Here is a 12,504-nt window from a genome sequence, read left to right on the forward strand (position 1 = left end):
GTCGTCGATGGCGCCGGACTGGAACATCAGCCTGTTCCACTACCGTAACCAGGGCGCGGACTACAGCTCGATCCTCGTCGGGCTGCAGGTGCCGCCGGCCGATCGCGCCGAATTCGAACGCTTCCTGGCGGCACTCGGGTATCCGTATGTCGAGGAGAGCGCCAACCCGGCTTACCGCCTCTTCCTGTCGTAAAGGCGTCACGCATGAATCCCGAACATTCCCCGCTCGGCAAGGCCATCGTCTACGCCGCCCAGTACGACGCGTCGCTGCTGTTCCCGATCCCGCGCGCCGGCGCGCGCGAACAGCTCGGCATCACGTCGGCGCTGCCGTTCTTCGGCACCGACATCTGGAACGCCTACGAACTGTCGTGGCTCAACGCGCGCGGCAAGCCGCAGATCGCCGTTGCAACGTTCTACGTGCCGGCCGAATCGCCGAACATCGTCGAATCGAAGTCGTTCAAGCTGTATCTCGGCTCGTTCGCGCAGACGAAGTTCGATTCGATCGACGCGGTGCGAGACGCGCTGAAGCGCGACGTGTCGGCCGCGTGCGGCGCGACCGTCTCCGTGCAGCTCGTGTCGCCGCACGATTTCGGCAAGCTCGAGATGGACGAGCTCGACGGGCTGTCGCTCGATCGGCTCGACCTCGACACCGACGTGTACGAACCCGATCCGTCGCTGCTGTCGGCCGCTGAAGACGAAGCGCCGGTCGAGGAAACGCTCGTGTCCGACCTGCTGCGCTCGAACTGCCCGGTCACCGGCCAGCCCGACTGGGGCAGCGTGCAGATCCACTACGTCGGGCCGCAGATCGATCACGCGGGCCTGCTGCGCTACATCATCTCGTTCCGCAACCACACGGGCTTTCACGAGCAGTGCGTCGAGCGGATCTTCCTCGACATCCTGCATGCGTGCAAACCGGTGAAGCTCGCGGTGTATGCGCGCTATACGCGCCGCGGCGGGCTCGACATCAACCCGTTCCGCACGAATTACAACCAGCCGATGCCGGACAACGCGCGTAATGCGCGGCAGTGACGGCGGCGGGCGGCCGCCGCAGGTCACGGTCCGCAACACGCGACGGCAACCCCCAAACGAAACAGCCCGGCCGAGTTCAACCGGCCGGGCTGTTTTTCATTGCGTGGAGAAGCGCGGACAGCCTGCAGTCACCCGCTCACCGGCCGCTCCGGGAGGATCTCCACCAGGCGCAACAGGTAGCCGTCGGGATCCTGCACCAGCATCTCGACCTGGCCATGCTCGATATCGTCCTCCCGATACCAGGACGTGCGCGGCTCGACGAACGGCACCACGCCCGCGGCGCGAATCCTGTCGAGGATGGGATCGAGCGCGTCGACCTCGATCTGAAAATTGATCCCGCGCCCGAACGGCGGCTCCAGCGGACCGGTCAGCCAGCTCTCCGGACTGTACTGCTCGAGCATCAGCTGGGCCCGCCCGATTTCAAGGTAGGCGAACCCGTCTTCCGGACGCTCGAAGCGAATCCAGAATCCGAGCACGTCGCGATAGAAGCGAATGCTTCCGGCAAGGTCCGAGCAGATCAGCTCCGGCACCAGTGCGGGCCATTCCATGCATGTCCTCTCCTTAGGGTCATGCGGCACATTACATGAACGGGCGGAATGCGTTGCGGCGGTTGCGGCTACAGTCGCGGGAGTGCCGCCCGCCGATCGACCGGTGCCCGCACATGACAAAACGGGCCCGACGCACGTGAATGCGCCGGGCCCGTTGCGTAGCGGCTTGCCGTGGCGGCGTTACTTCGCCGGCGCCTTGTACGCGATGCAGTCGACCTCGACCTTGCAGTCGATGACCATGCTCGACTGCACGCACGCGCGTGCCGGCGGATGCTCGCCGAAGTACGAAACGAACACCTTGTTGAACGACGCGAAATCGCGCGCGTCGTCGAGCCACACGCCGCAGCGCACGACGTGCTCGAGGCCGTAGCCGGCTTCCTTCAGGATCGCGATCACGTTCTCGATCGTCTGCTTCGACTGCGTGACGATGCCGCCTTCGACGACCTCGCCGTTCACCATCGGCGTCTGGCCCGACACGTACAGCCAGCCGTCGGCCTCGACCGCCCGTGCGAACGGCATCACCTGGCCGCCCGTGCCCTTCGCTTCGCCTACGCCATATCGCTTCATCGTTTCACTCCTTGTTTCGGTTACGGATGCGCGCACCGACGACGGCGCGCGCGGCAGATCGGAACAACCACCGCGTTCAGAACGCAGCGTCGGCACTCGCCGGCACGCGCTCGCCGCGGGCGACGAAGCCGCCGGCGCGCTCGCCGGTCGGCTGGCCGTTTTCATACGTGAGCACGCCGTTCACCCACACCGCATCGATCCCGTGCGCGGGCTGCTGCGGCTTCTCGAACGTCGCGGCGTCGATCACGCTCGCCGGGTCGAACAGCACGAGATCCGCGTGGTAGCCCACCTGCACCTCGCCGCGCCGTGCGATCCCGTAGCGGCGCGCGGACAGCGACGTCATCTTGCGGATCGCCTCCTCGAGCGGCAGCAGGTTCGTTTCGCGCACGTAGTGGCCGAGCACGCGCGGGAACGCGCCCCACAGCCGCGGGTGCGGCAGCGGATCGTTCGGCAGGCCGTCGGAGCCGACCATCGTCGCCGGGTGCGACAGGATCCGGCGCACGTCGTCCTCGGACATGTTGTGGTACACGGCGCCCGCCGGGCGGATGCGCTGCGCGGCTTCCTGCTCGGTCACGCCCCACTCGGCCGCGATCGCCTTCAGCAGCTTGCCCGCCACTTCCGGGTGCGGCTCCGACCACGTGATCGTGATGTCGATGTCGCCCGTCACCTGCTTCAGGTCGAGCGTCGACGAGCTGCGGCTGTACGGATAGCAGTCGCAGCCGACCGGCTGGTAGCGGCGCGCGCCTTCGAGCGACGCGAGAACTTCGGTGCTGCGCCCCCAGTTCGACGGGCCCGCGCACTTCAGGTGCGAGATCACGACCGGCACCCGCGCATGGCGGCCGACCTGGTACGCCTCTTCCATCGCGTCGAGGATCGCGTCGAACTCGGTGCGCATGTGCGTGGTGTACAGCGCGCCCGCATTCGCGAGCGGCTCGGCGAGCGCCATCACCTCTTCGGTGGGCGCCGCGAACGCGGAGCCGTACGCGAGCCCCGACGACAGGCCGAGCGCGCCGTTCGCGAGCGCCTCCTCGAGCTGCGCGCGCATGCCGGCGATCTCGCCGTCGGTCGCCGCGCGGTCGAGGCGGTCCATCTGGTTGTTGCGCAGCGCCGTGTGGCCGACGAGCGCCGCGACGTTCACGGCCGGACGCGCGCCGTTCACGGCCACGACGTAGTCGGCGAAAGTCGGGTACTGGAATGCACCGCGCTCGCCGAGCAGGTTCATCGGATCGGGCGGATCGCCCGCGAGCGTCACCGGCGACGCGCTGATCCCGCAGTTGCCGACGATCACGGTCGTCACGCCCTGCGATATCTTCGGGATCATCTCCGGTGCGCGGATCACGTGCGTGTCGTCGTGCGTGTGCACGTCGACGAAGCCCGGCGCGAGCGCGCGGCCGTTCGCATCGACGACGTTTTCGGCAAGCCAGTTCGACAGGTTGCCGATCGCCGCGATCAGGCCGTTGCGGATCGCGATGTCGCGCATGACGGGCGGCGCACCGGTACCGTCGTAAAGCTGCGCGCCGACGATCAGCGTATCGGCGGCTTCGGGATGCGAATGCATGGTCAGTCTCCTACCGGTTGACGGTCTCCGCCGCCGCGGTGCGCATCGAGCGCGTGCTTGATGCGACGCAGCGATTCTCGGCCCGCATCGCCGAGCCGCAATGCGACTCCGGTGACGAGCACGTCGATCGCCATCATCATCGCGTAGCGCGATGTCGACGGCTTGTAAATGAAATCGGTTTCGAACGCGACGACCGGAATCAGGTGGTCGGCCAGCTTCGCGAGCGGCGAAGCCGGCGCGGTGATCGCGATCAGCTTCGCGCCGTAGCGCTTCGCGAGCCGGCAGCTCTCGAGCAGCTCGGGCACGCGGCCGCTCACCGACAGCGCGACGACGACGGTGTCGCGTGACAGCGTCGCGGCCACCATCCGCTGCAGCACGCTGTCCTGGTAGCTCGCGACCGGCCGGCCGAAGCGCACGAGCCGGAAGCGCAGCTCGTCGGCGAGCGCGGTCGAGCCGCCGCCCTGCCCGTACACGTAGGTCATCTTCGCGCCGGCGAGCAGGTCGGCCGCTGCCTCGAACGACGTATTGCGCAGCAATTGATGGTTGTGCGCGAGCGCGACGCGGATCTCGTCGTAGACCATCGACGCGGGGCTCGCGTCGTCGGCCGGCGCATCGTCGGACGGCACCAGAAAGCGCTGGCCCACGGCCGCCGCCTGCGCAACGAGCACCTTCAGTTCGCGCACGTCGCGGCAGCCGACCGCTTTCGCGAAACGCGTGACCGTCGCGACGCTGACCTCGGCGTCGCGTGCCAGCGCACCGATGCTGGCATGCGCGGCGCGCGCCAGGTCGGCGAGGACGAACGCGGCGACCTTGCGCTCGGCTTCGCGCAGCTCGGGCGCGCATTCGGCGATCCGCGCGACGATGTCGAGGACCGGCGGAGCGGCCGGAGCCGGGTGAAGCTCGGCCGCGAGCGGGACGGACGGAGTGGCGGGCGTGTTCATCTGAGGAAAAGAGTTTGAAGCTCGATGTTACTAAATAACATCACCGCGCCGATGCTACTTTCTGTACCATCGGCGTGTCAACTTCAGTGCAATGCATAGTGATGATGGAGCGGGATGACATGAAAGTTACAAACTATCAGGAAGCGACGATCGATCCGTTCGGCAAGGGCCTCGGCAATCTGCCGAGCGCGAGCGTGCCGCTCGGCGAAGCAGGCCGCCTCGAGTGGAACCTGCTTGCGGAAGACGTCAGCCTGCCGGCCGCCGTGCTTTACGAAGATCGCATCGAACACAACCTGAACTGGATGCAGGCATTCGTGCAGAAGTACGGCGTCAAGTTTGCGCCGCACGGCAAGACGACGATGGCGCCGCAACTGTTCCGCCGCCAGCTCGACGCCGGCGCGTGGGGCATCACGCTCGCGACCGCGCACCAGACGCAGGCCGCGTATCACGGCGGCGTGCGCCGCGTGCTGCTCGCGAACCAGCTGGTCGGCCGCCAGAACATGACGATCATCGCCGGGCTGCTGTCCGATCCCGACTTCGAATTCTTCTGTCTCGTCGATTCGGCGGAGAGCGTCGACCAGCTCGGCCGCTTCTTCGGCGCACTGAAGAAGCCGCTGAACGTGCTGCTCGAACTCGGCGTGCCGGGCGGCCGCGCGGGCGTGCGCGATGCCGCGCAACGCGAGGCCGTGCTCGCCGCGATCGCGCGCTATCCGGACACGCTGAAGCTGGCCGGTATCGAACTCTACGAAGGCGTGCTGAAGGAAGAAGGCGAAATCCGCACGTTCCTGCAGGAAGCGGTCGCGCTCACGCGCGAGCTGGCCGAGGCTGGCCGCTTCGCGCGTACGCCGGCGATCCTGTCGGGCGCCGGTTCGGCGTGGTACGACGTGGTCGCGGAGGAATTCGCGAAGGCGTCCAACGCCGGCTTCGCGGAAGTCGTGCTGCGTCCGGGCTGCTACCTGACGCACGATGTCGGCATCTACAAGAAGGCGCAGACCGACGTGTTCGCGCGCAACCCGATCGCACGCACGATGGGCGAAGGGCTGCTGCCCGCGCTGCAGCTGTGGGCCTACGTGCAATCGGTGCCGGAGGCCGATCGCGCGATCGTCGCGCTCGGCAAGCGCGACGCGGCATTCGACGCGGGGCTGCCGGAGCCGGCGCGTCACTTCCGCCCGGGCCGCGACACCGCGCCGCGCGACGTCGCCGCCGCCGAAGGGTGGGCCGTCACCGGGATGATGGACCAGCATGCGTACCTGCAGATCCCGCCGGGCGCGGACGTGAAAGTCGGCGACATGGTCGCGTTCGACATCTCGCACCCGTGCCTGACGTTCGACAAGTGGCGCCAGGTGCTCGTGCTCGACCCGCAGTTCAGCGTGACGGAAGTCGTCGAAACCTTCTTCTGACGCCCGTCGCACACATCGTGCACAACCGCCCCGCCGCTCGCGCGGGGCGGCCGTCACGCGCGCTTCAAGCGGCCGGAGTACACTGCGTTTCGTCCTCGGGGCTCCAGGCGGGCGTTGCACTTGCCTGTCGCGCGGGCCCTCAACGCAGCTCCACTGGAGAAAGCCATGGCCGCGAAGAAGATCCTGTTCCTGACCGGCGATTTCGCCGAAGACTACGAAACGATGGTGCCGTTCCAGGCGCTGCAGGCCGTCGGCCATCACGTCGATGCAGTCTGCCCTGGCAAGCGCGCGGGCGACAAGATCAAGACCGCGATCCACGATTTCGAGGGCGACCAGACCTACACCGAGAAGCCCGGCCACCAGTTCACGCTGAACGCGGCATTCGACGACGTCGACGCATCGCGCTACGACGCGCTCGCGATCGCGGGCGGCCGCGCCCCCGAATACCTGCGACTCGATCCGAAGGTGATCTCGCTCGTGCGCGAGTTCGCCGAAGCCGGCAAGCCGATCGCCGCGATCTGCCACGCGGCGCAACTGCTCGCGGCCGCCGACGTGATCCGCGGCAAGCGCATCTCGGCCTACCCGGCCTGCGCGCCCGAGGTGAAGCTCGCGGGCGGCGAATACGCGGACATCCCGGTCGACGCGGCCGTGACCGACGCGCCGTTCGTCACCGCGCCCGCGTGGCCCGCGCATCCGGCGTGGCTGGCGCAGTTTCTCGTGCTGCTGGGCACGCGCATCGAGCTTTGAACCTGAAGTGAATTGAGATGAGATGAAGGGCCGGGCCGGCGGCGTGTTCGCGCCGCCCTGCCCCGCGCTTCAGCGTGCGGCCGGCGTCGAGCCGACGTCCGCGATCCGCGACTCCAGCATCGCCAGCGCACCCGACAGCGCATTCAGCACGTCGTCCGGCAATTGCGCCATCGTCTGATCGAGAAACGCCTTGCGGCGCGGCAGGCACGCGTCGAACGCGGCGCGGCCGTCGTCCGTCAGCGTCACGTTGGTCACGCGGTTGTCGCGCGCGTCGGATTCACGCTGGATCCAGCCGAGCGCGTCGAGCGACTTCAACTGGCGCGTGAGCGCGCCCGGATCGACGCGCAGCACTTCGACGAGCTTCTTCTGCGACGAATGCCCGCCCATCGTGTGCAATGCGACCATGATCCGCCAGCGCGGCATCGGCTGCCCGACCTGCGCCTCGAACGCGGTCATGAACGCGCGATACGTGCGTCCGAATTGCTGCAAGATCGCGACGCGGTCCTGTTCTTCCATGCGCTCAGTTCTGTTCGTTCAATCGTTCAGTCGGCCGCGACATGCGGTTCGATCTTGTGCCGCAGCGCGATCGGCGGCACGCGGCGGCACTGCCACACCGACACCACGGCGACGACCGCCGCCATGGCGACGCCCAGGTGAATCGCGCCGACGAGCGATTCGCGGGCCGCTTCCAGCAGCAGCGCGCCATTATGCCCGGCGCGCGTCAGCTCCGCGACCAGACCGCCCTGCGCGGCGCGATCGATCAGGATCTGCGGATCGGCGAGCTGCGCATGCCACTGCATCGCGTGGTCGGCCGACAGCGCATCGCGCACGCCGCCCGAATACATCTGGTTGACGAGCGTGCCGGTGAGCGCGGTGCCGATCATCCCGCCGACCATCCGCAGCGACTGCAGCAGCGCGGTCGCGATGCCGAGGTGCTCGCGGCCGGCCGTCTGCTGCGCGAACACGGTGAGGTTCGGCAGCACGAAGCCGAGCCCGATGCCGCCCGCGACCATCAGCGCCATCAGCACCCACCTCGGCGTCGTGTGGGTCGACACGACGATGCCCGCGCAGGTAATCGCGAACAGCACGAAACCGACGTGCAGCATCGCGTTCGGATTGCGGATGCGCGTGACGACCCGGCCGTTCATGATGCTGCCGATCGTGATGAACACGACGAGCGGCGTGATCACGAGCCCTGCCTCCTTCGGCGACATCCCGAACCCGCCCTGGAACAGCAGCGGCGCGTAGAACAGCAGCGAGAACATCGAGAAGCCGGCGAGGATCGCCAGCACGAAGAGCGCCGACAGCGCGCGGTTGCCGAACATGTCGAACGGCAAGATCGGCTGCGCGCAACGTTTCTCCCAATGCCACAGGCCGAAACCGGCCGCGACCGCGACGACGAGCAGCAGCGACGCCCAGCTCGCGACGCCGTACTTCGGCAGCCATTCGACGAACAGCTGCAGCGCGCCGAGCGACAGCGCGATCAGCAGCGCGCCCGGCCAGTCGAGCCGCATCTTGCGATCGTGCTCGATATGGCGCAGGTGCGGCAGGTAGCGCCACACGAACAGCAGCGACAGCAAGCCGACCGGCAAATTCACGTAGAACACCGAGCGCCAGCCGAACGACTGGGTCAGCACGCCGCCGAGCGACGGGCCGACCGCGTTCGCGATACCGAACGCGGAGCTCATCAGCACCTGCCAGCGCAGGCGCACGACGGAATCGGGGAACAGGTCGGGAATGCACGCGAACGCGGTGCCGACCAGCATCCCGCCGCCGATCCCCTGCAGCCCGCGCGCGAGCACGAGCATCAGCATGTCGTTCGCCATCCCGCACAGCACGGACGCGCCGGTGAACACGACGATCGACACGATGACGAACGGCTTGCGGCCGTAATAGTCGCCGAGCCGGCCGAAGATCGGCACCGTGATCACGGAACTGAGCAGGTACGAGGTCGCGACCCATGCGTACAGGTCGAAACCGCGAAGCTCGGCAACGATGGTCGGCAACGCGGTGCCGACGACGGTCTGGTCGAGCGCGACCAGCATGGTGACAAATGAGATCCCGATCATCGCCAGCAGCGATTCGCGGAACGGCAGGACTTGCCCGCTCGAATGGTGGGCGGCAGTATGGACGGCCATTTTTTGTTGGCGCAACTTTTGACGAGTCAAACAATCTCAAAATTCTAGCACGCCGGAGTAATCTAGGCCGGTGACGGTCAAACCGGCTCAGACCGCCAAGGAGAAAGATGGAACCGATTTCAATCACCCCCGCGACCACGCTGTCTCAGGAGGACCGGGATGCGCTGTGGCGCGCAAAGCAGGTGCTGGAAAGCCCGTCGCTGACGATGAAGCTGACGGGCATGCTCGGCGCGCCGGTCGAGAAAATGATCGCCCGGCTGCCGGATTTCGCGACCGGCAAGATCAACGACGCGACGCAACTCGCGCTGCGCAAGTGCCTGAACATCGCGCTGCGCACGCTCGGCAAGCCGCCCGGGCCGGACGCCGAACCCGACAAGCCGAGCAACCTGCTGCACAAGCTCGCGGTTGCAACGACCGGCGCGGCGGGCGGTGCGTTCGGCTTTCTCGCGCTGCCGGTCGAGCTGCCGGTGACGACGACGCTGATCTTCCGCTCGGTGTGCGACATCGCGCGCAGCGAGGGGGAAGACCTGGGCTCGGTCGATACGCAGCTGCAATGCCTGGCCGTGCTCGGCATGGGCGGCAACCCGGACAAGCAGGAAGAGGACGCCGATCTCGGCTATTTCGTGCTGCGCGGTGCGCTCGCGCAGGCGATCTCGAAGGCGTCGTCCGACATCACGACGAAGGGCATCGCCGCGCACAGCTCCGCGGCCGTGTTCAAGCTCGTGCAGACGGTGGCGTCGCGCTTCTCGGTGCAGGTGACCGAGCAGATGGCCGCGAAGTCGATTCCGGCGATCGGCGCCGTGCTCGGCGCGACCGTCAATACGCTGTTCATCGACCACTTCCAGCAGATGGCGCACGGCCACTTCACCGTACGCCGGCTCGAGCGCAAGTACGGCTCGGTGGCCGTCAAAGCCGCCTATCAGGCGATCGACGCCTCGCCGGCGCGCTGAACCGCGCGTTCGACCGCGACGCGGCGCAGGAACGCGGCCGCACGGTCGAGCGCGTCACGTGCCTCTGGCACCATCGGCGCGTACAGCTGCCACACGTGCGGCATGTCCGGCCACACCTCGATCTCCACCGCGACCCCGGCCGCCTTCGCCTTCTCGGCGACGCGGCGCGAATCGTCGAGCAGCACCTCGGTGCTGCCGACCTGGATATACAGCGGCGGCAGGCCCGCGAAATCCGCGTAGAGCGGCGATGCATACGGATTCGTGCCCGGCTCGTCACCCAGGTACAGCTTCGCGGCCTTCGCCAGCGCCGCGCCCGCGAACATCGGATCGGCGCCGTCGTTCGTACGCAGCGTCGCGCCGGTGGCGACCAGGTCGGTCCACGGCGAGAACAGGATCGCGCCGGCCGGCAGCGGCTCGCCGCGGTCGCGCAGCGCGACGAGCGTCGCGAGCGCGAGGCCGCCGCCCGCCGAATCGCCGCCGAGCACGATCGACTCGGGCGGCGTGCCGAGCGCCAGCAGTTGCCGGTACGCGGCCAGCGCATCATCGAGCGCAGCCGGGAAGCGGTTCTCGGGCGCCAGCCGGTAGTCGAGCGAGAACGAGCGCACGCCCGCGCGCTTCGTCAGGCCGAACACGAGCGGACGGTGGGTCTTCGTCGAACAGAAGTAATAGCCGCCGCCATGGAAGTACAGCAGCGTGCGGCCGGGCCCGCGGCCCGCAACCGAGTCGGTGCGCTCGAGCCATTCGCCGCACAGCGGCGCGTCGCCCGGGCCATGGCACTGGCGCAATCGGTAGCCCGACGGCGCACGGCGCGGCACGACCATCCGCAGGTCGGTAAAGCGCCGTGCGCGGGCGGGATCGAGCACCTCGCGCGTGGTCTCGGGCCGGAACTGCCAGCGCAGCAGCCAGCAGGCGAACTTGCTTTGCCAACTCATCGGACGCACTCCGTAATCACAGTGTGACGATGGTACGTGCGATCGCTTCCGCACCGCTCGACAGGTGCCTCTACATCAAACGCCGGCGCTCAGTTCGCCGGCATCACCTGGCCGCGGATCTCGCCGGCCGGGTGCTCCTTCGTATGGACGTTGAAGTACCACTTGCCGCCCATCAGGTCGGTGACCTGCGCGTCGGTGAGTTCCTTCGAGCCCTTGATCGGGCTCGCCAGCTCCTCCTTCGGAATCGGCACCTGCACGCCCGCGTTCTGGCCGACCGGCGCCGGCCCGTGGAAGTGCGCGGCGGTGGCCGGCCCCGTGAGGTGTTCGTAAGTGACCTTCCACTGCAGCATGTGCGTGGCCGTATCGTAGGTGGCCTCGACGTCGCCCGAGCCCTTGGTCGCCGTGGGCGGCACTTCACTCGACGGCTGGAGATTGGCGGACAGGCGCACCGTTTCGGCGGCGGCGCTGCCGGCGGCCAGCACGCCCGCGAGTAACGCGACCTGGAGCAAACGCAGCTTGAGCATGGATTCTCCTTGTACGACGTTGTACGCCGCCCGAGCGGGGGCGCCAGACATGATGGTAGTCGATCGCCGCCGGTCCGGGAGTCCCCCGAACGGCCATGCAGCGAATCGCCGCACCGCGCCCGGCCGGCCCTCTCGCGCGGCGCACGACGCATCAGTCTGCATCAACCTGGAATGGACCTTTGCAGCCGGATGACTGAATCGGCGCGCGGCCTTTCGCTACACTTCGTCTCACAGTTGCTTGTTTCCTTCGTCCGAAGGAGTCTGCGAGTATTCACGCGGCCACCCGGCCGCGTTTTTTTTCGCACGCCGCCGTCGGATCCGGTTCACCTCGTATCACGCATGACGAAGCGATCGCGCCGCTTCACGTCACGCGCGATAGCCGGGATCGATGCGATCGACGATCCGCTGCAGCGCGTCGAACGCGTCCTGCCCCGCGCCATGCTTCGGATCGAAATTCAGCGAATCGCGCACGCACCCTTCGAGCACCGGCGGCGCGATCGGCATCGCGTCGCCGATCGCATGCGTGGCAACCTGTACCTCACATGCACGATTGAGCAGCCACATCAGCGAGAAGGTCTGCGCGAGCGTCGCGCCGATCGTCACGGGCCCATGGTTGCGCAACAGCAGCACCGGCCGCCCGCCTGCACTTTCGACGATGCGCCGCCCCTCCTCGAGATGCACGGTGATGCCCTCGAAGTCGTGATAAGCGATCTTCCCGTACAGCTGCGCCGAATAAAAATTGGAGAACGACAGCCCGTCGCGCGAACAGCACACGGCCATCGTCGGCGTCGTGTGCACGTGCATCACGCAGTGCGCATCCGGCAGCGCCGCATGGATCGCGCTGTGGAACGTGAAACCGGCCGGGTTGATCGGCCAGTCGGAATGACCGATCACGTTGCCGTCGATGTCGATCTTCACGAGGTTCGACGCGCACACCTCACGGTAATGGAGCCCGAACGGATTGATCAGGAAATGCCCGTCCTCGCCCGGCACGCGCAGCGAGATATGGTTGTAGATCAGCTCGGTCCAGCCGAGATGATCGAAGATGCGGTAAGCCGCCGCGAGCTGCACGCGCGCCTGCCATTCGGCTTCGGAGAAACGGGCGGGACGCGTGAACGGCTGGTTCGGGACACGTTGCATGGGGGAACTCCGGTTGCGGGCGTGCGCGAC

Annotated in this window: 13 protein-coding genes and 1 pseudogene; 5 read left to right on the forward strand and 9 right to left on the reverse strand. The window is 67.6% G+C overall.

Annotated elements, in window-relative coordinates:
• Nucleotides 1-193 (forward strand): annotated as a pseudogene (locus C5O79_RS37220) (threonine ammonia-lyase, biosynthetic); the annotation flags it as partial.
• 11 nt (nt 194-204) lie between these two features.
• Nucleotides 205-1,029: an NADPH-dependent 7-cyano-7-deazaguanine reductase QueF gene (gene queF / locus C5O79_RS37225; protein WP_122474326.1), complete on the forward strand. Its 825-nt coding sequence runs from the start codon at nt 205-207 to the stop codon at nt 1,027-1,029.
• Between the two features lie 128 nt (nt 1,030-1,157).
• Here the strand turns inward: queF and C5O79_RS37230 are convergent, their stop codons facing one another.
• The 4 genes from C5O79_RS37230 to C5O79_RS37245 form a co-directional block, all read right to left on the reverse strand.
• Nucleotides 1,158-1,577: a VOC family protein gene (locus C5O79_RS37230; RefSeq protein ID WP_122474327.1), complete on the reverse strand. Its 420-nt coding sequence runs from the start codon at nt 1,575-1,577 to the stop codon at nt 1,158-1,160.
• A 180-nt stretch (nt 1,578-1,757) separates the two neighbouring features.
• On the reverse strand, nt 1,758-2,144 hold the full coding sequence (locus tag C5O79_RS37235; RefSeq protein WP_006751946.1) for a Rid family hydrolase: 387 nt from the start codon (nt 2,142-2,144) through the stop codon (nt 1,758-1,760).
• A gap of 76 nt (nt 2,145-2,220) precedes the next feature.
• Complete coding sequence (locus C5O79_RS37240) at nt 2,221-3,702, reverse strand: D-aminoacylase (protein WP_046544436.1); 1,482 nt, start codon at nt 3,700-3,702, stop codon at nt 2,221-2,223.
• A gap of 2 nt (nt 3,703-3,704) precedes the next feature.
• On the reverse strand, nt 3,705-4,643 hold the full coding sequence (locus tag C5O79_RS37245) for a MurR/RpiR family transcriptional regulator (RefSeq protein ID WP_046544435.1): 939 nt from the start codon (nt 4,641-4,643) through the stop codon (nt 3,705-3,707).
• 119 nt (nt 4,644-4,762) lie between these two features.
• Between C5O79_RS37245 and C5O79_RS37250 the strand changes: the two genes are divergently transcribed.
• Both C5O79_RS37250 and C5O79_RS37255 read left to right on the forward strand, forming a co-directional pair.
• The gene (locus C5O79_RS37250; RefSeq protein ID WP_047852214.1) at nt 4,763-6,043 is read left to right on the forward strand and encodes an amino acid deaminase; all 1,281 of its coding nucleotides are present in this window, start codon (nt 4,763-4,765) and stop codon (nt 6,041-6,043) included.
• A 165-nt stretch (nt 6,044-6,208) separates the two neighbouring features.
• Entirely contained in the window at nt 6,209-6,790 is a 582-nt protein-coding gene (locus C5O79_RS37255; RefSeq protein ID WP_039360134.1) for a DJ-1/PfpI family protein, read from the forward strand.
• 69 nt (nt 6,791-6,859) lie between these two features.
• On the opposite strand, the gene C5O79_RS37260 is transcribed toward C5O79_RS37255, so the two are convergent.
• Nucleotides 6,860-7,306, reverse strand: coding sequence for a MarR family transcriptional regulator (locus C5O79_RS37260; RefSeq protein ID WP_046544433.1), 447 nt, complete (start codon nt 7,304-7,306; stop codon nt 6,860-6,862).
• Nucleotides 7,307-7,332: 26 nt separating this feature from the next.
• Nucleotides 7,333-8,928, reverse strand: a complete 1,596-nt coding sequence (locus C5O79_RS37265; protein WP_122474329.1) for an MDR family MFS transporter — start codon at nt 8,926-8,928, stop codon at nt 7,333-7,335.
• 107 nt (nt 8,929-9,035) lie between these two features.
• Between C5O79_RS37265 and C5O79_RS37270 the strand changes: the two genes are divergently transcribed.
• Complete coding sequence (locus tag C5O79_RS37270) at nt 9,036-9,878, forward strand: EcsC family protein (RefSeq protein WP_046544431.1); 843 nt, start codon at nt 9,036-9,038, stop codon at nt 9,876-9,878.
• Here the strand turns inward: C5O79_RS37270 and C5O79_RS37275 are convergent.
• From C5O79_RS37275 to C5O79_RS37285, 3 genes are all read right to left on the reverse strand, one after another.
• Nucleotides 9,848-10,810, reverse strand: a complete 963-nt coding sequence (locus C5O79_RS37275) for an alpha/beta hydrolase (protein ID WP_122474330.1) — start codon at nt 10,808-10,810, stop codon at nt 9,848-9,850. The two genes, C5O79_RS37270 and C5O79_RS37275, sit on opposite strands and share 31 nt — an antisense overlap.
• 89 nt (nt 10,811-10,899) lie before the next feature.
• Nucleotides 10,900-11,334 (reverse strand): CHRD domain-containing protein, encoded by a 435-nt coding sequence (locus tag C5O79_RS37280; RefSeq protein ID WP_046544429.1) that lies wholly within the window; start codon nt 11,332-11,334, stop codon nt 10,900-10,902.
• Nucleotides 11,335-11,700: 366 nt separating this feature from the next.
• Nucleotides 11,701-12,474 carry a class II aldolase/adducin family protein gene (locus tag C5O79_RS37285; protein ID WP_046544428.1) on the reverse strand — a complete coding sequence of 258 codons (774 nt, stop codon included), beginning with the start codon at nt 12,472-12,474 and terminating at the stop codon, nt 11,701-11,703.
• Nucleotides 12,475-12,504: the final 30 nt, after the last annotated feature.

This window comes from Burkholderia sp. SRS-25, assembly GCF_004343765.1.
GTDB lineage: Bacteria > Pseudomonadota > Gammaproteobacteria > Burkholderiales > Burkholderiaceae > Burkholderia > Burkholderia contaminans.